This is a genomic window from Dankookia sp. GCM10030260, from assembly GCF_042666655.1.
Classification (GTDB): domain Bacteria; phylum Pseudomonadota; class Alphaproteobacteria; order Acetobacterales; family Acetobacteraceae; genus Paracraurococcus.
This window is the reverse complement of record NZ_JBHTDE010000010.1, coordinates 1-23,656: the sequence shown is the minus strand read 5'-3', so window position 1 is coordinate 23,656 and position 23,656 is coordinate 1. Positions and strand designations below refer to the sequence as shown.

The 23,656-nt window shown below is 72.9% G+C and carries 18 protein-coding genes; 7 read left to right on the top strand and 11 right to left on the bottom strand.

What is annotated here, in order from left to right; genetic code table 11:
* Positions 1-2: 2 nt before the first annotated feature.
* The 4 genes from ACFQS7_RS23560 to ACFQS7_RS23545 form a co-directional block, all read right to left on the bottom strand.
* Complete coding sequence (locus ACFQS7_RS23560; RefSeq protein ID WP_380069591.1) at positions 3-2,387, bottom strand: 1-deoxy-D-xylulose-5-phosphate synthase N-terminal domain-containing protein; 2,385 nt, start codon at positions 2,385-2,387, stop codon at positions 3-5.
* A gap of 547 nt (positions 2,388-2,934) precedes the next feature.
* Positions 2,935-4,383 (bottom strand): malonyl-CoA decarboxylase, encoded by a 1,449-nt coding sequence (locus ACFQS7_RS23555; RefSeq protein WP_380069590.1) that lies wholly within the window; start codon positions 4,381-4,383, stop codon positions 2,935-2,937.
* 55 nt (positions 4,384-4,438) lie between these two features.
* On the bottom strand, positions 4,439-5,884 hold the full coding sequence (locus tag ACFQS7_RS23550; RefSeq protein ID WP_380069589.1) for an NAD(P)H-hydrate dehydratase: 1,446 nt from the start codon (positions 5,882-5,884) through the stop codon (positions 4,439-4,441).
* A 29-nt stretch (positions 5,885-5,913) separates the two neighbouring features.
* Positions 5,914-8,883 (bottom strand): ATP-binding protein, encoded by a 2,970-nt coding sequence (locus ACFQS7_RS23545; RefSeq protein ID WP_380069588.1) that lies wholly within the window; start codon positions 8,881-8,883, stop codon positions 5,914-5,916.
* Positions 8,884-9,132: 249 nt separating this feature from the next.
* Here ACFQS7_RS23545 and parA point away from each other — a divergent pair, with 249 nt between their 5' ends.
* The 4 genes from parA (at position 9,133) to ACFQS7_RS23525 (ending at position 12,032) form a co-directional block, all read left to right on the top strand.
* Positions 9,133-9,774 (top strand): ParA family partition ATPase, encoded by a 642-nt coding sequence (parA, locus tag ACFQS7_RS23540; RefSeq protein WP_380069587.1) that lies wholly within the window; start codon positions 9,133-9,135, stop codon positions 9,772-9,774.
* A 189-nt stretch (positions 9,775-9,963) separates the two neighbouring features.
* Complete coding sequence (locus ACFQS7_RS23535; RefSeq protein WP_380069586.1) at positions 9,964-10,425, top strand: CopD family protein; 462 nt, start codon at positions 9,964-9,966, stop codon at positions 10,423-10,425.
* A gap of 88 nt (positions 10,426-10,513) precedes the next feature.
* Positions 10,514-10,942, top strand: a complete 429-nt coding sequence (locus ACFQS7_RS23530) for a GNAT family N-acetyltransferase (protein ID WP_380069585.1) — start codon at positions 10,514-10,516, stop codon at positions 10,940-10,942.
* 115 nt (positions 10,943-11,057) lie between these two features.
* A complete protein-coding gene (locus ACFQS7_RS23525) occupies positions 11,058-12,032 on the top strand; it encodes a zinc-binding dehydrogenase (RefSeq protein WP_380069584.1) in 975 nt (324 codons plus the stop codon).
* A 70-nt stretch (positions 12,033-12,102) separates the two neighbouring features.
* Here ACFQS7_RS23525 and ACFQS7_RS23520 read toward each other — a convergent pair whose 3' ends face one another.
* From ACFQS7_RS23520 to ACFQS7_RS23500, 5 genes are all read right to left on the bottom strand, one after another.
* On the bottom strand, positions 12,103-12,327 hold the full coding sequence (locus ACFQS7_RS23520; protein WP_380069583.1) for a hypothetical protein: 225 nt from the start codon (positions 12,325-12,327) through the stop codon (positions 12,103-12,105).
* Between the two features lie 281 nt (positions 12,328-12,608).
* Positions 12,609-13,793: an acyltransferase family protein gene (locus ACFQS7_RS23515; protein ID WP_380069582.1), complete on the bottom strand. Its 1,185-nt coding sequence runs from the start codon at positions 13,791-13,793 to the stop codon at positions 12,609-12,611.
* A 429-nt stretch (positions 13,794-14,222) separates the two neighbouring features.
* Entirely contained in the window at positions 14,223-14,531 is a 309-nt protein-coding gene (locus ACFQS7_RS23510; RefSeq protein ID WP_380069581.1) for a hypothetical protein, read from the bottom strand.
* A 38-nt stretch (positions 14,532-14,569) separates the two neighbouring features.
* Positions 14,570-15,466, bottom strand: a complete 897-nt coding sequence (locus ACFQS7_RS23505; protein ID WP_380069580.1) for a DMT family transporter — start codon at positions 15,464-15,466, stop codon at positions 14,570-14,572.
* A complete protein-coding gene (locus ACFQS7_RS23500; protein WP_380069579.1) occupies positions 15,463-16,428 on the bottom strand; it encodes an aldo/keto reductase in 966 nt (321 codons plus the stop codon). Before ACFQS7_RS23500 ends, ACFQS7_RS23505 begins: the two co-directional genes overlap by 4 nt.
* 149 nt (positions 16,429-16,577) lie before the next feature.
* On the opposite strand from ACFQS7_RS23500, the gene ACFQS7_RS23495 reads away from it, so the two are divergent.
* On the top strand, positions 16,578-18,242 hold the full coding sequence (locus tag ACFQS7_RS23495) for an NAD(P)/FAD-dependent oxidoreductase (protein ID WP_380069578.1): 1,665 nt from the start codon (positions 16,578-16,580) through the stop codon (positions 18,240-18,242).
* A gap of 6 nt (positions 18,243-18,248) precedes the next feature.
* Here the strand turns inward: ACFQS7_RS23495 and ACFQS7_RS23490 are convergent, their stop codons facing one another.
* Positions 18,249-21,539 (bottom strand): hypothetical protein, encoded by a 3,291-nt coding sequence (locus ACFQS7_RS23490; protein WP_380069577.1) that lies wholly within the window; start codon positions 21,537-21,539, stop codon positions 18,249-18,251.
* 185 nt (positions 21,540-21,724) lie between these two features.
* On the opposite strand from ACFQS7_RS23490, the gene ACFQS7_RS23485 reads away from it, so the two are divergent.
* Positions 21,725-22,480, top strand: a complete 756-nt coding sequence (locus ACFQS7_RS23485) for an SDR family NAD(P)-dependent oxidoreductase (RefSeq protein ID WP_380069576.1) — start codon at positions 21,725-21,727, stop codon at positions 22,478-22,480.
* A 72-nt stretch (positions 22,481-22,552) separates the two neighbouring features.
* On the opposite strand, the gene ACFQS7_RS23480 is transcribed toward ACFQS7_RS23485, so the two are convergent.
* Positions 22,553-23,146, bottom strand: a complete 594-nt coding sequence (locus ACFQS7_RS23480; RefSeq protein ID WP_380069575.1) for a phosphatase PAP2 family protein — start codon at positions 23,144-23,146, stop codon at positions 22,553-22,555.
* Positions 23,147-23,331: 185 nt separating this feature from the next.
* Here ACFQS7_RS23480 and ACFQS7_RS23475 point away from each other — a divergent pair.
* A partial coding sequence (locus ACFQS7_RS23475) for a transposase (RefSeq protein WP_380069574.1) occupies positions 23,332-23,656 on the top strand: 325 nt, incomplete at its 3' end.

Genomic DNA, 23,656 nt, shown 5'->3' with positions numbered 1-23,656 from the left:
GCCTAGCCCAGCAGCGCCTGGGCGCAGGCATCCAGGATCGCATCCACGTCGAGCCCGTATTCCCGGTACAGGTCCGGGATGTCCCCGGCCTGGCCGAAATGGTCGACGCCGAGCGGCACTACCCGCTGGCCGCGTACCGCGCCCAGCCAGGCATGCGCCGCCGGGTGGCCGTCGATCACCGAGACGATCGCCGCACCCGGCGCCAGCGGCGCCAGCAATTCCTCCACCCAGGACGGCGCGCCGAAGCCCGCCCGCGCCTTCCGCCGCGCCGCCAGCCAGTCCGCATGCAGCCGGTCGGGCGAGGTGATCGCCAGCAGCCCGGCGCCCGGCTCCTCGGTGCGCAGCTCCTCGAAGGCAGCGACCGCCTCCGGCGCCACCGGCCCCTGGTAGGCGATGGCGATCCGCGCCCCCGGCGCGGGGGGCACCATCCAGTGCCCGCCGGCCACCACGGCCGCCGGGTCCAGCACCCGCTGCGGCTGTTCCAGCCCGCGGGTCGACAGCCGCAGCCAGACAGCGCTGCCATCCGGCTTCTGCATGTGCTCGAAGCCCCAGCGCATCAGGATCGCCAGCTCGTCGGCATAGGCCGGCTCGAAGCTGGCGAGGCGATCCTGCGCCATGCCCAGCAGCGGGGTGTTGATCGATTGGTGCTGGCCGCCCTCGGGCGCCAGCGTCAGGCCGGACGGCGTGCTGACCAGCATGAAGCGCGCATCCTGGTAGCAGGCATAGATCAGCGCATCGAGGCCGCGGTTGACGAAGGGGTCGTAGACCGTGCCGATCGGCAGCAGCCGCGCGCCGTAGAGGTCATGCGCCAGGCCGAGCGCCGAGAGCAGCAGGAAGAGGTTCTGCTCGGCGATGCCCAGCTCGATGTGCTGGCCTTCCGGGCTCATCCCCCAGCGCTGCGCGCTGGCCAGCTTGGCATCGCGGAAGACGTCGTTCTTCAGGTGCCGGTCGAAGACGCCGCGGCGGTTCACCCAGGGGCCGAGATTGGTGGACACGGTCACGTCGGGGCTGGTGGTGACGATCCGCCTGGCGATCGCCGCCGCCTCCCCGGTGCCGCGGCCGAGTTCGGCCAGCACCTCGCCGAAAGCCTGCTGGGTGGAGAATTTCCGCCCCGCCGCCACCTTCGGCCGCGGAAAGCCGGCATCCGGCACCGGCACCGGCTCGGCCTTCAGCCGGCGGCCCTCGGGCGCGACCGGGGTGGCGAAGGGCACGCTGCCGAGGAAGGCCTGCAGCTCGGCCTCGGGCAGGTCGAGCCCCTCGAAGCGGTCCCATTCATGGCCGTCGCGGATCCGCATCTCCGCCTTGAAGCCGGCCATCTGCTCCTTGGTCATCAGCCCGGCATGGTTGTCCTTGTGCCCGGCGAAGGGCAGGCCCATGCCCTTGACCGTATAGGCGATGAAGCAGGTCGGCTGGTCGCCGGCGGCGTCCTGGGCGCGGAAGGCCTCCAGCAGCGTCGCCACGTCGTGGCCGCCGAGGTTGGTCATCAGCGCGCCGAGCTCTTCGTCGGACAGCGGGTCGATGATGGCGCGGACCCCCTCCTCCCGGCCCAGCTCGGCCAGCAGCGCGGCCCGCCAGGCGGCGCCGCCCTGGAAGGTCAGCGCCGAGTAGAGGCTGTTCGGGCAGTCGTCGATCCAGCGGCGCAGCGATTCGCCGCCTTCCCGCGCGAAGGCCGCCTCCAGGTTGCGGCCGTATTTCAGGGTGACGACGTTCCACCCCATGTCGCGGAACAGGCCCTCGATCCGGCCGAACAGCCGGTCCTGCACCACGCTGTCCAGGCTCTGGCGGTTGTAGTCGATGATCCACCAGACATTGCGGACATCGTGCTTCCAGCCCTCCAGCAGGGCCTCGTAGATGTTGCCCTCGTCCAGCTCGGCATCGCCGACGATGGCGATGTGGCGGCCGGCCGGGATCTCCTCTCGGCCCAGCCCGTGCAGCCGGACATAGTCCTGCACCAGGGCGCCGAAGCTGGTCAGGGCGACGCCGAGGCCTACCGAGCCGGTGGAGAAATCCACCTCCGCCCCGTCCTTCACCCGGGACGGGTAGGGCTGGATGCCGCCGAATTGCCTGAGTGTCTCCAGCTTCTCCCGGCTCTGCCGGCCGAACAGCCAGTTCACCGCATGGAAGACCGGCCCGGCATGCGGCTTCACCGCCAGCCGGTCCTGCGGCCGCAGGATCTCGAAGTACAGCGCCGTCATGATCGAGACGACCGAGGCGCAGGAGGCCTGGTGGCCGCCGACCTTCAACCCGTCCCGGTTGGGGCGGACATGGTTGGCGTGGTGGATCATCCAGGCCGAGAGCCAGAGCAGCTTGCGCTCCATGGCATGCAGCAATTCGAGGCGTTGCGCCGGGGTCTCGGCAAAGGGGGCGATGCGGCCCTGGACGGTCATTCCGGTGTTCCTCCCGGACCGGGGCACCCCTGCCTGCGGGGCGGCTTGCCGGCCGTTCTTCTGCTGCTGCTGGGACGTCAGCCAACATAGGACGGCGCGCCCGGCCATGGTATCCCGGGCGGGCGCCGCGACCCGAGAATGGCCGCCGCGCCTGCCACCACCTCGCCCTGCATCGGGCGCTGCTGGACGCGGCGGCGGGGCTGGCGGCGGAACGCGGGCCGAAGCGGTTCTCCCTGCCCGGCGCGGACGCCCCCGACAAGGCGGCGCTGCTGCAGGCCCTGGGCCAGGCGAGGCCTTCTTGCGAATCTGCCATGCCGACCGCGCCTTCGCGCGGGAGGCGGCGGGGCTGCATCGGTCGCCCCGGCGGCCTGCCGCCGGAGCCCGGGCCATCACCCTTGGGTGACGCGCGGGCGGCGGAGGCGAGCGCCCCCGGATCCGGGCGCCGGGCCACCCGCTGGCCAGCCTGGGACGGATGGGCCAAGTGCCGCCGCCGGCGGAGCGGCCGATCGAGACCGGGGCCGGCCGGCTGCCGAAGGGCGGGCCTCCCCTACCCCGTCCGCGCCAGCTTCCTGAGCGCCGAGGCCGCCGGCCGCTTGCCCTCCCCGACATACTCCTCGTGGTGCTCCTCGATCCGCGCCGGGTCATAAAGGTAATTCACCATCAGCCCGAGGCTCTCCTTCAGCCCCTTCTCGCTGACATCGGCGCGCCAGTTCACCCGCTCCACCCGGGCGCCGTTCGACAGGTGGAAATGCGCCACAGGGTCGCGCGCGCGGCGGCCATTGCCGCGGGCGGCCTCGTTCAGCAGGTAGCGGGCGCAGGCCCGCAGCAGCACGGGTTCCAGCGCCTTGGCCAGCGCCTCCTCGCGCTGCCAGCCGCGCCGCGCCAGGACGCGGGCCAGGGTCTGCACCGGCGTCTCCACCAGGATCAGCCCGGCGGCCGCCCCGGTGGCCGGCGACGGCAGCGCGAGGTTCGCCGGCGCCACCTGCCGCAGCGCCGCCGCCGCCTCCGCCTCGATCAGGGTCGGGTCGCCATCCGCCAGCTGCGCGGTCAGCCAGCGGCCGAAGCCGGGGATCGGCGACAGCGTGGCGAAGGCGCGGACGTTCTTGAGCTCCTGCTGCAGCAGCGCCACCACCCGCTTGATCAGGAAATTGCCGAAGGAGATGCCGTCCAGCCCGCGCTGGCAGTTGTTGATCGAATAGAAGATCGCGGTATCCGCCGCCGCCGGGTCGAGCACCGGCGCCTTCTCGTCCAGCAGCCGCTGCACGCTGTCCGCCATGCCCTTGGTCAGCGCGACCTCGACGAAGATCAGCGGCTCCTCCGGCATGCGCGGGTGGAAGAAGGCGTAGCAGCGGCGGTCGCTGTCGAGCCGGTTCTTCAGGTCGCGCCAGGTGCGGATGCGGTGCACCGCCTCGTAGCGCACCAGCTTCTCCAGCAGCGCCGCCGGCGAATTCCAGTCGATCCGCCTGAGCTCCAGGAAGCCGACATCGAACCAGCTCGCCAGCAGGCCCTTCAGGTCGGTCTCCAGCGCCTGCAGCAGCGCGTCGTTGCCCATGACCTGCAGCAGCTCGGCGCGCAGGTCGACCAGGAATTTCATGCCGTCCGGGATGGCGGTGAACTGGGTCAGCAGCCGCAGCCGCGGCGGCTCCAGCGCCCGCCGCAGCCGGGTCTTGGCCGCCGCCCGCTCGGCCGGGTCGGCGGCGCGGCCGACCCGCTCGATGGCGAAGTCCATCGCCGCCTCGTCGCAGTCGAAGCCGGCCAGGGCCCGGAGGAATTCGACCCGCCCGGCCGCGTCCAGCGCCAGGTAGGCCTGGGCCAGCTTGGCCGCCCGGTTGCGCGCCGAGACCTCGCCGCCGCGGCCGTCGAGGCAGGCGCGCATCTGCTCGGCGATGGTCTCCGCCTCGCCCCCCGCCACCCGCTCCGCCATGTCGCGCCACAAGGTGGTGACGCGCCGCAGCGCGCGGTCGAGCAGGCCGGTTTCCACTGCAAGGTCGGACATGCTTCGGTCTCTCTTCCAGGTGGCACCAGAAACATGGTGAAACCCGGCGCGATTATCAGCACGCGTCCAGGTTGAGGCGAGCCTTTTCCAGCGCCCTTGGCACGAGCGTGATGAGATCCTCGGCGACGAGGCCCGGGCCGTGCATCGCGGCCGCCTCGCCCTGGATCCAGGCGCCGCAGCCGGCCGCCTCGAAGGGCGGCATTCCCTGCGCCAGCAGGGCGGCGATGGTGCCCGCCAGCACGTCGCCGCTGCCGCCCGTCGCCAGGGTCGGCGGCGCATTGGCGTTGATCGCGGCGCGGCCATCGGGGGCGGCGATGACGGTATCGGCGCCCTTCAGCAGCACCACCGCGCCGGTCGCCGCCGCCGCGGCGCGGGCGGCGGCCAGCTTGTCGTGCCCGACCGGGCCGAAGACCCGGGCGAACTCCCCGGCATGCGGCGTCAGTACGGCGCAGCCGGCCAGTGCCGCGGGCGCCCCGGCGCAGGCGCCCAGCGCCCCGGCATCGGCGACCACCTGCCGCCCGGCCTCGACCAGCCGGCGCAGCGCGGCCCGGGTCGCCGCATCGGCGGCCAGGCCCGGGCCGATCAGCCAGGTGCGGCGGCGGTCATCCGCCAGCAGCGCGTCGAGTCCAGCCTCGCTGACGATGCTGCCCGGGTCGCCGGCGCGGTACAGCGCCGCGGCCGCGGCATCGGGGGCCAGTAGGGTCACCAGCCCGGCCCCGGCGCGGTGCGCCGCCCCGGCGGCCAGCCGCGCCGCGCCGGTCATCTCCCCGCCGGCGACGATGGTCAGGTGGCCGCGGGTGTATTTGTGCGAGGCGGCGTCGAGTTCCGGCGGCCGCCACAGGCCGGGCGCGTTGCGCCAGGCGCGCGGCGCGACGGCGGCGAGCACGCCGTCCGGCAGGCCGATATCGGCCAGCACCAGTTCGCCGCAGAGCCCCCGCCCCGGCAGCAGCAGGTGGCCGGGCTTCAGCCGGAAGAAGGTGACCGTCAGCGCCGCCTGGCGGGCGAAGCCGCGCGGCTGCCCGGTCGCGCCATCCAGCCCCGAGGGCACGTCCACCGCCAGGACCGGGCCGCCGGCCGCGCGCAGGGTCGCCGCGGCGATCCCGTCCACCGCCCGCGCCAGCCCGGCGCCGAAGACCGCGTCGATCACCAGCCCGGCCCGTGCCGCCTCCGCCGGCGCGAAGGGCACCATCGGCCCGCGCCAGGCCGTCGCCGCGCCGGCCGCGTCGCTGCCCGGCCGCGGCGGGGCCAGGGCCGCGACCGCCACCGGCCAGCCCGCCTGTTCCAGCAGCCGGGCGGCGACATAGCCGTCGCCGCCGTTGTTGCCGGGGCCCGCCAGCACCACGCATCGCTGCGGCCGGAAGCAGCGCCGCGCCGCCCGCGCCACCGCCCGGCCGGCGGCCTCCATCAGCCGGGCCCCTGGGATGCCGCCGCCGATCGCGGCCGCATCGGCCCGGCCCATCTCCTCCGGGGTCAGCAATTCCAGGCGTGGCGGCATCGGCATGGCAGGCCCTCCCCGGCCAGGCTAGCGCGTCATGCCGCCGGGCTCGCCGCCTCGGCCGCCTGCGGCAGCAGGATGGTGAAGACCGCCCCCTCGGCCGCGTTCCGCGCCTCGATCGTGCCGCCCATCGCCTTGACCAGCCCATGGCAGATCGACAGGCCGAGCCCGGTGCCCTGGTCGGCGTCCTTGGTCGAGACGAAGGGCTCGAACAGCCGCGGCAGGACCGCCGCCGGGATGCCGCCGCCGGTGTCGCCGATGGTCAGCCGTACCATCGCCCCCACCGTCTCCGCCGCCAGCCGGATCCGCCGCGGCGCGCCGGGCGGCAGGCCGCGCAGCGCATCGGCCGCGTTGACCAGCAGGTTCACCAGCACCTGCTCCAGCGAGACGAGCTGGCCGAGCACCACCGGCCCCGGGTCGCCGAGCGCCAGGGCGATCTCGATCCCGGCCTCGCGCAGCGGCCCGCCGACCAGGGCCAGGGCACTCTCCACCGCCTGCCCCAGAGGCACCGCGACCGGCGGCGCGCCGGGGTCGCTGCCGCGGGCGAAGCGGCGCAGATTCTCGATGATGCCGGCGGCGCGCCGTGCCTGGGCGGTGATGCGCTCCAGCCGCGGCACCGCGGCCTCCGGCTGGCCCCGGCGGACCGAGCGCAGCGCATTCTCGGCGGCCAGGCTGATCGTCGCCAGCGGCTGCTTCAGCTCGTGCGCCAGGCCGGTGCCCATCTCGCCCAGCGCCGCCAGCCGGCTGGCCGCCGCGGCCTGGGCCTGGGCGGCGCGCTCGGCGGTGACGTCGGCCAGGAAGCCGACCACCTCGACGCTGCCGTCGGCCAGCCGGTCGAGCACCGACAGCGTGGACCGCACATCGGCCCAGCTGCCGTCGGCACGGCGCAGGCGATGGTCGTAGCGGATCGTGCCGTCCCGCAGCAGCCGGCGCAGGCGGTCCGGCAGGGCGGCCCGGCTGGCCGGCTCGATGATGCGGGACAGGCCGCCGCGCGGGTTCACCGTCTCCCAGGGCCAGCCGGTCACCTGTTCGATGCCGCGGCTGAGGAAGGTGCGGCTCAGCCGGCCGGTGGGCGAGATCCGGCCGCGCAGCACCGCGACCGGCGCCGCCGCCAGGGTGCGGTCCAGCTCGGCCCGAGCCTCCAGTTCGCGCGCCATCGCCTCGTGCTCGGCGGTCACGTCGACGATGAAGCCGACCACCTCGGCGCCGCCGGCGCCATCGGGCGCCAGCGGCACCACCGTGTGGCGGGTCCAGATCCAGCGCTCGTCCGGGCGGCGCATGCGCAGGTCGCGGATGTGGACGCCCTGCGCCAGCATCGCCCGGACCTGCTCGGGCTCCACCTCCAGGCCGGCCGGCTCGGCGATGCGGCGCAGGCCGCCGGTCGGGTTGACGGCCTCCCAGGGCCAGCCGGTCACCCGCTCGATGCCGCGGCTCACATAGGTGCGGGTGAAGCCGCCCGCGGCCGTCACCCGGCCGCGATAGACCGCCAGCGGCGCGGCCCGCAGCACGGTCTCGAGCTCGGCCTCGGCGCTGCGCTCGCGGTCGATGTTGAGCATGTAGCCCGCCACCTCGCCGCTGCCGTCCGGCCGCAGCGACAGGCGCGAGACGTAGGTGCGCATCCATTGCAGGCTGCCGTCCGGCCGCCGCATCCGCCATTCGATCGTCGCGTCGCCGGTCTCCAGCACGGCGCGATAGGCCGCCGGGAAGTCCGGCGCGTCCGGCCCCGCCAGGTGCCGCCAATCCGCCTGCGCCGCCAGCGCCTCGGCCGGCCAGCCGGTCACGCCCTCGATGTCGCCGGTGCGGTATACCAGGCGCGACGCGCCGTCCGGCTGCGCGTCGCGCAGGAAGAGCACCGCCGGCAGGCCGGCCAGCAGCCGCTCGACCTCCGCCCGGCCGGCCTGCAGCGCCGCCGCCTCGCGGGCGCGCCCCGCCGCGGCCGCCGCGGCGGCGGCATATTCGGCCGAGACGTCGAGCACATGGCCCACCAGGTCGCCACCGCCATCCGCCCGCCGGGTCAGCCGCCGCGCCGTGCTGCGCATCCAGCGCAACCGGCCGGCCGGGTCGCGCAATTGCCAGTCGGTGCGGGCGAAGCCGTCGCGCATCACCCGCTGCTCGAACTCGGCGAAGATCCCCAGGCCGCCCACGGTCACGCGCTCCATGGCCGCGGGATCGGCCAGGTGCGCCGCCGGCCAGCCGGTCACCGCCGCGACGTCGCCGCCGCAGTAGATCAGCCGGGAGGTCCCGTCGGCCGCCAGGTCGCGGTGGAACAGCACCGCCGGCAGGGCGGCGTGGACGACGGCGATCTCGGCCCGCCCGGCCGCCAGCGCCGCCGCCTCGCGCTGCGCCGCGCCGGCGATCCGCGCCGCGTCGCCTTCCGCCGTCCGGATGCTGGCCAGCGCCAGCCCGGCGAAGCCGATGGCGACCGAGAGCACCGCGCCGAACAGGAAGACCTGGCCGCCGAAGGACATCGCCCGGCCATCCAGATGCGCCAGGATGCGGCCGAGCAGCACGATGCCGAACACCAGGTTGAGCAGGCCGAGCGGCAGGGCGGCGCGGCGCAGCCCGGCGCTGCCGCGCAGCCGCAGCGCCTCCACCGCCCCGGCGAGGCTGAGCAGGCCGACCAGCCCGGCGGCCAGGATGGCCCGCGCCTCGAGCTGCGCCCGGAAGGCCGGCAGGGTGCAGGCGAGGTACCACAGCGCGACCGGCAGCGGGGGCAGCCAGCGCGGCACGGCGGCGCCGGCCAGGCGGCGGCAGCCAACCCAGAACAGCGTCCAGCCCAGGACATAGGCCGGGGTGGCGAGCAGCACGAGGATGACGCCGGGCAGCGCGTCGCGCAGCGCATGCAAGGTGAAGGCGAGCGTGCCGAGGCCGCAGAATCCGGCCCAGGCGGCGAGATAGGCCGGCCGCCCGGCGGCGCGCCAGGTGGTGAGCAGCAGCAGCGTGGCGACGGCCGAAAGCAGGGCGCTGATCGCCAGCATCGCGCCCAGATCGAGGGTCAGGAGCATGTCGGCCGTCGGGTCCCTCAGGCGACCAAGCGCCGGCAGGGCGTGGCGCCGTTCCAGCATCGGCCCGGAGGGCGGCCGATGGCGGCCTTCATCGGGGTTTCCCGACCGCAACGCAACCGCAGCATCATATCATGGTGAATTTCGTCCGGCCCCGGACCGGAGCGCACCAGGGCCCACCGGCCCTTCCCGCCGGTATCCCGCCCTGGGCATCCAGGCTAGCGTGTGCAGTGCGGAATCGGAGTTGCAGGAATGGCCTTCGTGGTGGCGGTGGCGCAGCAGAAGGGCGGGGCCGGCAAATCGACGGTCGCCGCCAACCTCGCCGCCGCGCTGGCCGCGCTGGGGCATCGGGTCGCGTTGCTCGACATCGACCCGCAGGCCTCGCTCGGCCGTTGGCATACGGAACGGGTCAAGCGCGGCGCCAAGGCCGGCAAGCTGGATTTCGATGCAGCGGCCGGTTGGCGGGTGCCGGCGACGCTCGACCGGCTGCGGCCGGGGCACGACTACGTCATCCTCGACACCCCGCCGCATGCCGAGACCGAGGCCAAGCTGGCGATCCGCAGCTGCGACCTGGTGCTGATGCCCTTGCAGCCCTCGCCGGCCGATCTCTGGGCCTGCGAGGCGACGCTGAAGCTGGCGAAGGACGAGAAGCGCCGGGTCGCCGCGGTGCTGAACCGGGCGCCGGCCCAGGGCAAGCTGAAGGCGACCATCCTGGCGGCGCTGGCGAAGCAGGGCGTGGCGGTGCTCGACCAGGCGATCGGCAACCGTGTGCAATTCGCCAATGCCTTCCTGGATGGGCTGGCGGTGACGGAATCGGCGCCGAAGGGGCTGGCCGCGGCCGAGATGCGCGCGGTGGCGTCGGAGATCATGGCCATCGCCGGGCGGAAGGGGTAGGTGCCCCCTCCGACGGCGGCAAGATTGGGGAGGGGAAAGTATTCCCTCTCCAGACCCCACTCTTCCTTTTTCTGGGCTTGGCACCTGCCGCGCGGCCGGTGCCAACCCACGGAAAGAGGGGTGGGTCCAGGGCGGACACTTCCTCTCTGGCCTTATCTTTTCCCCATCTGATCAAGGGATCGTCGCTCCATGCTGGGCAAGCTGTTCTACGTACTGCACGTGCTGGGCGCGGTGATCTGGGTCGGCGGCATGGCCTTCGCGCTGCTGGCGCTGCGGCCGGCCCTCGCCACGCTCGAGCCAGGGCCGCGGCTGGCGGTGCATGACGGCGCGCTCGGCCGCTTCTTCCGGATCATCTGGCACGTGATGCCGATCCTGCTGCTGACCGGCTATGCGCTGCTGCTCGGCTGGTATGGCGGCTTCGTCGGCGCCGGCTGGCACATCCATGCCATGCACCTGGCGGCGATCATCATGGCCGCCGTCTTCGTCGGCATCGTCACCGGGCCGTGGAAGGATTTCCGCGCCGCCCTGGCGCGCGGCGACCAGCCGGCGGCCGCCGCGGCGCTGGGCCGGGTGCGGCAACTGGTCAGCGTGAATCTGGTTCTCGGTCTGCTGACCACCGGCGTCGCCGCCTGGGGCCGCTTCCCGGGCTAGCCTCCCTGCCCGATCCACCTAAAAGCAACACCCGGAGCGCAGGCTGCCCAGGCCGCCATCCCACCGGGTCGAGGAATCCACCAGTCCCATGAGCGTCGCCGGTATCGAGATCAGCGAGGACGACTACCCCGAGATGGAGGCGGTCGCCGCCATCCAGCGCGGGCTGCATGCCTTCAACCAGGAGATGGGCGGGCCCTACGACCGCGAACCGGTCACCGTCCTGGCCCGCGACGCCGGGGAGACGGTGCGCGGCGGCTTGCTCGGCCTGACCTACTGGCACTGGCTGTTCATCGACTGGCTCTGGCTGGCGCGCGATGCCCGCGGCCAGGGCCTGGGCAGCGAATTGCTCAAGCGGGCGGAGGAGGTCGCCCGCCGGCGCGGCTGCACCGACGCCTATACCGACACCTTCAGCTTCCAGGCCCCGGGCTTCTGGGAGCGCAACGGCTATACCGAATTCGGCCGGCTGGACCACATGCCGCGCGGCCATTCCCGCATCTGGTTCCGCAAGACGCTGTGACGCCGGACTGCCGGCCGCGGCACGGCACCGCCGCGGCCGGCAGGCCCGGCCCGCCCCTGGTCCGCGGCGCGGTTCTGGGGTCCACTCCGCGCCGAACGAATCCGGGGAGATCGCCATGAAGGCCGCCGTCGTCACCGCATCCGGGGTCCAAGTCCAGGACGTGCCGGAACCCAGGCCGGGGCCGCAGCAGGTGCTGGTCCGGGTCCGTGCCGCGGGGCTCAACCGCGCCGACCTGGCCGTCGCCGCCGGCCACGCGCATGGCGCCATCGGCGGCGCCGGGACCATCGTCGGCATGGAATTCGCCGGCGAGGTCGCCGCGGTCGGCGCCGAGGTGCCGGGCTCGATCGCCCCGGGCATGCGGGTGATGGCCAGCGGCGCCGCCGGCTATGCCGAATATGCCCTGGCCGACTGGGGCCGGGTCTTCCCGGTGCCCGACGCCAACATGGGCTGGGTGCAGGCGGCGACCCTGCCGATCGCGCTGCAGACCATGCACGACGCCGTCATCACCAACGGCGGCCTGCAGCGGGGCGAGAGCATCCTGATCCAGGGCGCCTCCTCCGGCGTCGGGCTGATGGGGATGCAGATCGCCAAGCTGATGGGCGCGAAGCAGGTGCTCGGCTCCTCCCGCAACCCGGACTGGCGGGCGAGGCTGGCCGAGTACGGCTGCGACCTGGCGATCGACACCGGCGACGCCGCCTGGCCGGACCAGGTGCTGGCGGCCACGGGGGGCAAGGGGGTCGAGGTGATCGTCGACCAGGTTTCCGCCAGCGTCGCCAACGGCAACCTGAAATGCTGCGCCATCCTCGGGCGGATCGTGAACGTGGGGCGGCTGGGCGGCTTCACCGGCGAATTCGACTTCGACCTGCATGCGGCGCGGCGCATCAAGTATATTGGCGTGACCTTCCGGACGCGGTCGGTCGATGAGGTGCGGGAGATCGTCCGCCGGACCCGGGCCGACCTCTGGGGCGCGGTGGAGGCCGGCACGCTGCGGCTGCCGATCGACCGGACCTTCCCGCTGGCCGAGGCGCCGGCGGCCCTCGCCCACATGAAGGCGAACCAGCATTTCGGGAAGATCGTGCTGGAGTGCTGAAGCCGCAAAGGGGGCGCTGCCCCCTCCGCACGCCCCCGCCAAAGGCCGAAAGGCCCCTGGAACCCTCGAGTCAGAGGAGGGGGCGCCAGGGGGCGGGGAGCAGGCTGTAGCCTTCCGCTTCCTTCCGCACGCGGCCGAGGCCGGGGAAGTCCATGTGCATGCCGGCGACCAGCAGCCGGTCGGCGGCCGCCATGTCCAGCACCCGGCGGCGGGTCGCCACGGCGCCGGCCGGATCGACGTCGAAAGAGATGCCCCAGTCCGGGTGGCGCGCCTGCAGGGCCGGGACGTGGACCATGTCACCGAAGCCCGGCAGCTGGTCGGGCCCGGAGGCGATGCAGTACAGCGTATGCCCGAAGGCGTCGATCGGGGTGGCGCCGGCAACCGGCGACGCACCATCTCTGGCAATCGTCGGATGCGGTCCTGACAGGCGGCGCTCACCTGCCTCACATGGGCGAAGCCGCCGCGGGAGCCGGAAGCATCGGAATTCCGTATGCGTCCGGTCGGTTAACGAATTGGCTAGGCCAGGAGTTTGGTGAAGCGATGGCCGAACGAGCCGCAACTGCCCTTCTTCATTTGCTATTTCGGCGAAACAACCTGCGGCTTGATATTCTGTTTTTGGAACAGCATCTCTTTTGCTCTCCGTGTACGGACAGCGAAGAATGACAGTATATGATGCTTTCGTTGCATCACTGGCAATTCGATAAAATGCCAGGACAGATACGCGAACGCACTCGCGAATAGGATCGTCAGGATTCCATTGACGTACCAGATCCGATACTCGGGCAGCAGAAACGCGATTGCCTGCTGTATAGCGAAACCGTAAAGATAAATGCCATAGGAATAGTCGGCGCCCGCAACCAAGATGTTGCGCGGCGGGTTCCTCAAGCCTAGCCAGACCGTAACATAAGCAAGCGGCAAAGCAGAAAGCGTGGCGGTGTGGTGAGTCCCAAGAAGTTGCAACGCCACAATGAGCACCAGCACGAAGAAAGCTACATGGCCTGTGATTCGCTTCCGCCACAAATAAAGCAACACACCGGACAGAAAAGCGAGCACCAGTAGTCGTCCGGGAGGAACTGAATTGACCAACAGGTCAGTGTGGTCTTTCCCCATGGACATGACGGTCAAGCCGGCGATGGCGGCGGCCAACAGGACTGGCCAGCGCGTAATTCCCAGGATTGCCAACCCGGTGATGGCCAGATAGCATTCAAGTTCATAGGGAACGGTCCAAAGCTGGACGTTTACCGCTCGACCACCCGGATTATCCAGAAAAACTCCGGGGAGCTCATAATGAATGTAGCCGATTGCGTTCAACATGTAACGATAGAAAAGCGGGTCTGAGAAATATTCGGAATACGTATAAACAGTTAGAGCCGGGCCGATGATTAACGCGGAGATTATTACTTCGCAGGCAAGCGCTGGATAGATACGCAATGCACGAAGCATCAAAAAGGCCGGCAAGCTGTTGCGCAGAAGGCTTCCGGCAACCAGGAACCCGCTCAGAGCAAAAAAAGCCGGAACAATAGAAAATATGAGCGGTCGAGTCCACCCGGTCCAAAAAGGGATCTCTGCTTCCAGCCCGTAGCAAACCATCACGGTATGCCAAAATACAATGGAAACAGCAAGGATGATTCTTAAATAATCAAAGCCTGATGGGCGATTTCCACTTAGCTTGAGTTGATCCTCTAAAGTATTCTTTGGTATCCGAGGGACAATTCGGCCTAAATGCGCGGCGCATATCGAGCTTATATCTGCCAACTTCACAATTTTTCCTCCAATTCAACCTGAGGCATTGGGCGCAAGCTGGTGCTACGTTCCGACCTTATGTGCGGAACGTAGGCTTAGAAAGTGCTTGCCACCCGGTCAGATTGGATTTTTGGTATAGGGAAATGTACTCACTTTGGATTAGTACTTCTGTGCAGCAGATCTGGCCAACAGGGCCAAGGCGCACTGTCTTCAATCGGGTTGCCGCAGAAATATCCTGTGAAGAACCCGTAATATTTCAGCGCATACAAAATCGCCCTGCTCAAGAGCCCTCGCTGATCGGGAACAAGCGTCGGCCGGTTGTGGCCTTGGCGGTGACCACGTCGGTTCGTAAACGTCGTGGGTTGCCCGACGACGCGGCACCGCCCTCAGCACCCGCAAGCCGCTCATACGACGGTCGTAAGAGCGGCCCGCCGAGGTGTTGGCCTGTCAGCCCGGCCCGACCTCCCGCAGGTCGCCGACCTTGACCTCGCCCCGGTCGCTGCTGAAGGCCAGCGACCGCCCGGCGCCCTGCTGCTGCGACACGCCGCTGATCCGGTGCTCGCCGCTGTCGTAGACCGTCACCCGCCCGTCCTGGCGGATCGCCAGCCGCCGCGCCTCGGGGAAGAAGGCGTACTTCACCTCATCCTGCCCGCCGCTGGTGGATGGCTGGCCGAGCTCCTCCGGCCACCAGGCCGGGCCGAAATCCATCGGCTCCATGGGCTTCATCGGTTCCACGCCATGGGTCTCCCGCTGCATCGCGGCAGGCCAACGCGCCGCCCACGGGATGGTTGGCGCTACCCCCGCGCCGCCAGCACCACCCCGCCCAAGGTCAGCACCAGCGCCGCCACGTGCCGCACTCCCAGCGGCTCCCCCAGCAACGCCCCGCTGGAGAACACCCCGATCACCGGCACCAGCAGGCTCCCCGTCGCCGCGACGCCGGCCGGCAGCAGCCGCAGCGCCCGGAACCAGGCGAGATAGGCCGCGCATTGCGCCACCACCGCCACATAGGCGAGGCACCCCCAGCCCATCCAGGTGACGCGGGAGAAGTCCAGCGTCTCGAAGCCCAGCGCGATGACCCAGACCGGCAGCGTGCCGATGGCGATCTGCCAGGCCACCAGCGGCACGGGGGCCATCGCCACCGGCCAGCGCTTGGTGAAGACCGCGCCGCCGGCGAACATCAGCGCCGTGGTCATGATCGCCGCCACCCCCGGCAGCTTGGCCCACAACCCGCCCGCCCCCACCGTGCCGGCCATCAGCAGCGTCACCCCGGCCAGCCCCAGCACCAGCCCCGCCACCCGCCGCCAGCCCGGCCGCTCCCCCAGCACCGGCCAGGCCAGCACGGTCGCCCAGACCGGCATCGTGTAGGCGATGATCGCCGCCTCCGCCGCGTCCAGCCAGAACAGCGACAGCGGCGCCACCACCGACCAGGCGGACACGTTCAGCACCGCCGAGACGACCAGCCGGCCCCACTGTCCCCGCCCCGGCCAGAGCCGGTCGCGCTGCCAGGCCGCCACCGCCAGCAGCAGCGACACCGCGCCGAGGGCGGCGAAGATGCGGAAGGCGAAGGGCGGCCAGTCCCGCATCAGCAGCTTCATCACCGGCCAGTTCAGCCCCCAGGCCGTGGCGGTGATGGTCAGGTAGCCGAACCCGGCCAGCGGCGGCGCCGCCGGCCGCCCCGCCGCAAGGCTCAAGACAGCAGCGCGCCGATCCGGGCGATGGCGGCCGGCGGCAGCGGCCCCTGCCCCACCGCGGCGATCGCCTCCTCCAGCTGCCCGACCGAGGCGGTGCCGATCAGCGCGCAGCCCATCCCCGGCGCGAAGGTGGCATAGCGGATGGCGAGCGCGGCCAGCGACCCGGCCACGCCTTCCGCGACCAGCGGCAGCAGCCGCCGGGCCGCCGCCACGTCCTCGGCATAGCTGCCGGCCGAGGCGATCGGCGCCACCTCGGGCATCGCCAGCGGGTGCCGCGCCTCCTCCCCCGACAAGGCGCCTGCGGCGATGATGCGGATGCCGATGAGGCCGACGCCGTGCGCCGCCGCCACCTGGCCCAGCCGGGCGAAATCCTGCGCGACGACGCCCTTGTGCGCCGGCGCCAGCCAGCTCGGGTTCAGCGCGTTGAACGGGGTCTGCGCGGTGTCGAAGGCGCCGCTTTCCAGCACCTGGCGCAGCGCCGGCACCGTCCCCAGCGCGGTGAAGCCGAGGAAGCGGCACTTCCCCTGGTCGCGCAGCCGCTGCATGGCCGGCACCACCTCGCCCAGCACCTGCGCGGCCGGCAGCCCCTCCGGCGTGCCGATCTCGTCATGCAGCTGGAACAGGTCGACGCTGTCGCGGCCCAGCCGCGCCAGGCTGGCTTCGAGCGAGGCCGCGATCCCGCCGGCGATGTCGCCCCGGCTCCCCGGCAGCAGCCGCACCTTGGTGCCGAGGACCGGGTTGGCCTTGAGCGCCTTCAGCGCCCGGCCGAGGGTCTTCTCCGACTCCCCCATGCCGTAGGAGGCGGCGGTATCCACATAAGTGATGCCGGCCTCGAAGGCCCGCGCCAGCGAGGCCTCCTGCTCGGCCGGCGTGCCGCGCACCAGCAGCCCGCCGACCGCCCCGGCGCCATAGCCCAGGACCGAGACCTGCAGCCCCGTCCGCCCCAGCACGCGCTGTTCCATATGCCCTTCCTCCTGGTCCGCTGCCTTGCCGCCGGCGATCGCCGCCCGGCGCGGTTCCCCGCCGGGCCCTCGCGGGCTATTGGCCGCAGGATCGCCCGGCCGCCGCCGCCGGTCCACCTCCCATCCGCCACCCCATCGCCTGATCGAGCATGATCCGCCTCACCGAACTCCGCCTGCCGCTGGACCACCCCGAGCCGGCGCTGCGCGCCGCCATCCTGGCGCGGCTCGGCATCGCGGACGCCGCGCTGGAGGCGGTGCAGGTGTTCCGCCGCGGCTACGACGCGCGCAAGCCGCGCGCCATCATGCTGGTCTATACCGTGGACGTGGCGGTGCGGGGCGAGGCCGCGCTGCTCGCCCGCCATGCCGGCGAGCTGCGGATCGGCCCGGCGCCCGATACCGGCTACCAATTCGTCGCCCGCGCGCCATCGGGCGCGGCGCGGCCCATCGTCATCGGCACCGGCCCCTGCGGCCTGATGGCGGCGCTGGTGCTGGCGCAGATGGGCTTCCGGCCGATCATCCTGGAACGCGGCACCGTGGTGCGCGAACGCACCAAGGACACCTGGGCGCTCTGGCGCCGCGGCGTGCTCAGCGCCGAGAGCAACGTGCAATTCGGCGAGGGCGGCGCCGGCACCTTCTCCGACGGCAAGCTCTATTCCGGCATCAAGGACCCGCGCCATCTCGGCCGCAAGGTGTTGTCGGAGTTTGTCGCCGCCGGGGCGCCCGAAGAAATCCTCACCGTCTCCAAGCCGCATATCGGCACCTTCCGCCTGGTGACGATGGTAGAGAGCATCCGCGCGCAGATCGAGGCGCTGGGCGGCGAATACCGCTTCGGCACCAAGGTCGTCGACCTGGTGATCGAAGACGATGCCGATGGCCGACGCCGGATCCGCGGCGTGGTGCTGGAGGATGGCGAGACGCTGGCCGCCGAGCACGTGGTCCTCGCCGTCGGCCACAGCGCCCGCGATACCTTCGCCATGCTGCGCGACCGCGGCGTCTATCTCGAACAGAAGCCCTTCAGCATCGGCGTCCGCATCGAGCATCCGCAGTCGATGATCGACCGGGTGCGCTTCGGCCCGAATGCCGGCAACCGGCTGCTGGGGGCGGCCGACTACAAGCTGGTGCACCACGCGACGAACGGCCGCAGCGTCTACAGCTTCTGCATGTGCCCCGGCGGCCGCGTGGTCGCTGCGACGTCGGAGCCGGGCCGCGTGGTCACCAACGGCATGAGCCAGTACAGCCGGGCCGAGTTCAACGCCAATGCCGGCATCGTCGTCGGCATCGGGCCCGCGGACTACCCGGGCGATGTCCTTGCCGGGGTCGAGTACCAGCGGCACTGGGAAAGCATGGCCTTCCAGGCCGGCGGCGGCGACTACCGCGCCCCGGCCCAGCTGGTCGGCGACTTCCTGGCGGGGCGGCCGAGCACCGCGCTCGGCGATGTCGTCCCCAGCTACCAGCCAGGCGTCACCCCGACCGACCTGGCGCGCTGCCTGCCGGATTTCGCCGTCGCGGCGATGCGGGAGGCCCTCTTGGAATTCGACAGGCAGATTCCCGGCTTCGCCCGCGCGGACGCGGTGATGACCGGGGTCGAGACCCGCACCAGCAGCCCGCTCCGCATCCGGCGCGGGCTCGACCTGCAGAGCCTGAACACCGCCGGCCTCTTCCCCGCCGGAGAGGGCGCGGGCTATGCCGGCGGCATTCTCTCCGCCGGCGTCGACGGCATCCGGGTGGCCGAGGCCCTGGCCCTGGCCGCCACCGGCCAGCCGGTGCCGCGCGAACTCAGCCGCGGCACCGAGACGCCCGTCACCTACGGCTGACCCGCCTCAGGCGAAGACCAGGTCGGCATGGGCCGGCTGCATCAGGCCGGCGGTGAGGTCGATGGCATGCGCCGCATCCGGCCGCATTGCATCAGCGGTGAGCAAGGGATGCGCCGCGGCCAGGCCCGGGCTGAGGTGCTCCAGGGGATCGTGCAGCGGCGCGGCCACCGGCACGAGGATCGCCGCCTCGGCCGGCGGCAGGCCGACCGGCAGCGCCGCCTGGCTGGCGTCGAGCGCGGCCGGCATGATGGTCAGCGTCGCCGGCGGATCACCTGCGGCAGCCGTGCCGGACGGCACCCCTGGCGCCACCCCCCACGCCGGCTGGTCCAGGCCCTGGCCGAGTGCCTTTGCCGGCGAGGCTTCCGCATGCGGCACCGAGCTGGCGTCGGGCGTGGCCACGGCGATCCCGGTGGCGGCAGGTGCCGCCTGCGGTTCGATCGGCATCGTCGCCTCGGCCACGACCACCGGCAGCACCGGGCTGGCATCCTGCATCACGGCAGGCGCGGCCTCGGCGACCGGGGCCAGCATTGCCGGCGGCGCGTCCTGGGGCTTCGCCACCTCGGCGAGGACCGCCGGCAGCACGGGGCCGGCATCCTGCACCATGGCAGGGACGGTCTCGGCAACCGGGGCCAGCATTGCCGGCGGCACGTCCAGGGCCTTCGCCACCTCGGCGACGACCGCCGGTAGCATCGGGCCGGCATCCTGCACCACGGCAGGCGCGGCCTCGGCGACCGGGGTCAGCATTGCCGACGGCGCGTCCTGGGGCTTCGCCGCCTCGGCCACGACCGCCGGCAGCACGGGGCCGGCATCCTGCACCGCGGCAGGCGCGGCCTCGGCGACCGGGGTCAGCATTGCCGGCGGCGCGTCCAGGGGCTTCGCCACCTCGGCCACGACCGCCGGCAGCACGTGGACGGCATCCTGCACCATGGCAGGGACGGCCTCGGCGACCGGGGCCAGCATTGCCGGCGGCGCGTCCTGGGGCTTCGCCACCTCGGCGACGACCGCCGGCAGCACGGGGGCGGCATCCTGCAACACGGCAGGCGCGGCCTCGGCGACCGGGGTCGGCATTGCCGGCGGCGCGTCATGGGGCTTCGCCATCTCGGCGACGACCGCCGGCAGCACGGGGCCGGCATCGTGCCCCGCGGCAGGCGCGGCCTCGGCGACCGGGGCCGCATTCGCCACGACCGCCGGCACGGGCTTCGCCGCTTCGGCGGCCATCCCCGGCAGCACCGCGACGGCGGCAGGCCCCGCCTGGATCGTCGCGGCCGCCGGCGCCGCGACCGGCTGCACCGGGCTCGCCACCTCGGCAACCCCGGCCGGGAACATCGGGCCCGCGTCCTGCCCGCCGGCCGCCGCCATGCCCGGCACCGCGGCGTGTGCCGCGACCGCGCCGGCCACCTTCACCGCCTCGGCCAGCACCGCCGGCGCTGCGCCGGCGTCCGCGGCCGGGGCACCGGCCACGACCACGGCCAAGGTCGGCGCACCGGGCGTGGCCGTCGTCGGCGTGGCGACATCGGCCAAGGCCTTGCCGACCGGCATCCCGGGCACCGCCAGGGCAACCCCGGCGGAGGGAGTGTCCAGGCCTGCGCCGCTGGCCGGCGCCGGTACAACCGCCAGGACCCCGGCCTGACTTGCCGGCGCCATCGTGCCGCCCGCCGCCTTGCCGGTGTCCGTCACGCCGGTCGGCGTCGCCGCCGCGCCGGCCGCGACCGGCAGCGGCTTCGCGCCATCCGTCAGGCCGGCCGGTGCCGCGACCGCCGGATCGGCGATCGCCGCCGCCGTCGGCTCCCCAGGCTTGGCGACGATCGTGCCGGCCGCCTGGCCGCCGGCGACCGTCACCTTGCCCGCATCGATCCCGGCCGCCGCATCGGCCGGCTTCGCGGCCAGCAGGCCCGCTGCAGCCTTGGTCGCCTCAGCCGCCGCCGGCAGGGTCGCGGCAGCGTCGGCCGGCTTCGCGGCGATCGGCGCCGCCGCGAGGGCGCCGGCCACCGGGCCCGCATCGGCGAGCCTGGCGACGACGGCCCCGGCGACCTTGCTCGCGGCAGCCTCCGCCACCACCGGCGAAATGGCCGGCGCGGCACCCTGGAGATCGGCGGCGGTGTCCGCCAACCTGGCAGGCGCTGCCGGCCGGGCATCGACCTCGACCGGCGGCTTCACCTCGGCCACCGGTTGCGGTGCCACGACTGGCGCGGCGACGACCTCCGCCAAGACCGCCGCGGCCTTGGCCGGGGCGGCCTCCACCGGATCACGCCCTCGGCCGAGTTCCGGCATCGACCAGGCGGAGCCGCGCCCGGGCGCCTGCATCGCCTGGCCCGACCCGGCCGGTTCCGGCAGCGCCGCCGCGCCGATCGGGCCCGGCTCGACGACCGGGCTCTCCATCATGGCGGCCGGCCGCGGCATCGGCGCGATCTCGGCGACCATCGCCGGCTTCGGCGCGGTCATGTTCGGCGTCGGCGCCTGTGCCTCGGTCGCCACCGCCAGCTTCACCGGCGCGTTCACCGGTGCGCTGCCCGGCGCCTGATCCGCCTTCTCCGGCACCGCCGCCGCCTCGGCCGGGCGCACCGGCTGCGCCGCGGCCTCGGCCTGTGCCACCGCCTTGGTGCCGAGCGCCGCCGCCTTGCCCGCCTCCGCCCGCACCGCGGCGGCCTCGGCCGCCTGCCGCGCCACCACCGTCGAGGCCGCCGCCTCGCCGACCGTCGCCTGCAGCACCGCCGCCAGCATGCGCGCCCCGGTCTCGACCACCGCCGCCGGCTGCAGCGCCGCCGGCAGCGCCCAGTCGACGGCGAACTGCGCCGCCGTCACCGGCGCCGCCGCGGCCGAGGCCGGCAGCCCGGTGCCATGCGCACCCCAGCCCGCCTGCGCCGCCGCGATGGTGCCCGGCGCGGCCTGGCCCGGCACCTCGCCCCCCGCATCCACCGCGCCGCCGCCCGCCGCCACCTGCGCGGCATGGTCGCTGCCCCCCTGGGCCTGCGGCAGCGGTGCCGCGGCATCGCGCAGCGGCAGCCCCTCGGCGGCGCCGTCAGGCGCATGCCGGCCGAGCAGCAGCAGCAGCACCGCGCCGTAGATCCCGAGCCCGGTCGCCTCGGTCCAGCTCACCGCGCCGCGGAAGCGCTCCTGGATGCGGACCCGCGCCCAGGCGACGTTGCTGGCCACTTCCTCGCGCCTGGTGATGACGCGGGCGGGCGGGCCGGGACGCGGCCGCCACTGCGGCTGCTCGCCCTCCTCCAGGAAGGCCTCGTCGCGCCGGGAGGCGAGCCGCAGGCGAAGGTTCAGGCGGCCGGGCCGAATATGCACCATGGACGACGGGTCCCCTCGATGTCGCGGCACCGTCCCGCGACGGGCGCATCCATGGGGAATAGTATACGAATCCGGGCCGGGACCACCCGCCTCGACGCACGAAGCCGTGCGGTCAGGCGCGGCATGCCCTTGCCGGCGCGTCCCGGCCTTGCGACGCTGCGCCGCATAAACGGGAAGGAAACGCCATGCGCGTCGCCAACAAATGCGCCCTGGTCACCGGCGCCGCCAGCGGCATGGGCGCCGCCACCGCCCGGCTGCTGGCCCGCGAGGGTGCCAAGGTCGCCGTCGCCGACATGCTGGAGGCGGAGGGCCAGGCCGTCGTCGCCCAGATCACCGCCGCCGGCGGCACCGCGATCTTCGTCCGCCTCGACGTCACCGAGGAAAGCCAGTGGGAGGCCGCGGTCGGCGCCGTCACCGGCGCCTGGGGGCGGCTCGACGTGCTGGTGAACAATGCCGGCATCTCCGGCAGCGCCACCAACGACCTCTACGACACCGCGCTGTGGGACCGCATCATGGCGGTCAACGCGCGCGGCTGCTTCCTCGGGGTGAAATACGCGGTCGCCGCCATGCGCGGGCACGGCGGCGGCGGGTCGATCATCAACCTGTCGTCCATCTCCGGCGTGGTCGGCCAGCCGCGCATCCACAGCGCCTACAATGCCTCGAAGGCCGCGGTGCGGCTGCTGACCAAATCGGTCGCGGTGCAGGAAGGCGAGGCCCGCATCCGCATCAACAGCGTCCACCCCGGGCTGATGCCGCCGATGCGCACCAGCGGCGCCACCGCCGACCCGGTGTTCCGGGCGAAGATGCTGGAACACGTCCCCCTCGGGCGGTCGGGCGAGGTCGACGAGGTGGCGCAGGCGATCCTTTTCCTGGCCTCCGACGAGAGTTCCTACATGACCGGGTCGGAGCTGCACGTGGACGGCGGGTACCTGGCCTGCTGAGGCGAAGCGCCGGTTCCCTGTCGCCCGGGCGGGTCCACGCATCCGGGCGTCCTGGCCCGCGCGCCGCCTGGTCTAGTCGAAGGCGCGGTCGCCGGCGGACTGGATCTGCGCGGCGATCGCCCGCAATTTCGCCTCGGCGATCAGCCGGTTACCGTGGAAGGTCAGCACCGCCGCCAGGGCCACCGCGGCGAGCACCGGCGCGCCGGCCGCGGCCGCCCGGCGCGGCTGCGCCGGGCGTGCCAGGGCCCGCGCGAGGGCCAGCGCGCCGGCGATGCCGACCGCGCCGCCGACTAGCACGTCCGCCAACGTGTGCACCCGCAGTGCCACCCGGGCCAGGCCGAACAGCAGCGCGAGGGCGACGCCGGCCAGCAGGGCGACCGGCACCCTCGGCGCGACCCGGTCCGCCAGCAGGACCAGGAGGCCGGCATAGAGCACGACGCCGGAGGCGGTATGGCCGCTCGGGTTGCCGAGACCATCCCCGCCCAGGGGGCCGGCCATGACGAAGACCAGCAGCTTCAGCGCCGCCATGGTGCCGAGCGTGCCGGCGACCGCCAGGCACCAGGCGAGCGCTTCGCGCCGCCTGCCGAGCAGCGCCAGGGTCAGCCCGACCAGGCCGGCCACCGGCAGGACCAGGCCGAGATCGGCGAAGTCGGAGATGAAGAGCATGGTTCGGGGATAGCAAGGGTCGTCCGACCGGACGGCTCACATCACCGTATCCAGGCGCCCGCCCGAAGCCGTGGATGGCAAGGACAGCGCGGGGGGCTTCACCCCCGCTCCTTCCTGCCCTTTTCCCTTGCTTTTTTTCCTATATTCCTGCTTTGTTCCAGGTCCTTCCGCCAGGGACCCAGCCCATGCGCCGCCGCCGACCCCGTTCCCGCCCCTTCGACCCCGGCATCCCGCCGGAGATCCTGCCGCCCGACTTCGTCGCCCGCCACGACCTGCACAACTACCTGTACCTCCGGCCGACCTTCGGCCTGACCCCGCCGCAGCCCTGGGCGCCGCTGACCGATGCCGAATGGGCCGCGCTCCGGCCGGTCCTGGCGGAGCACGGCTGCGGCCTGTCGGACCACCCCCGCGCCGGCCGGCCGATGGCCGACCCGCGCGCCCGGCTGGATGCGATCTTCCGCGCGGTGACCCTCAAGCGCCCGCGGCCGCAGGGCGGCGGGCGGGGCAGCT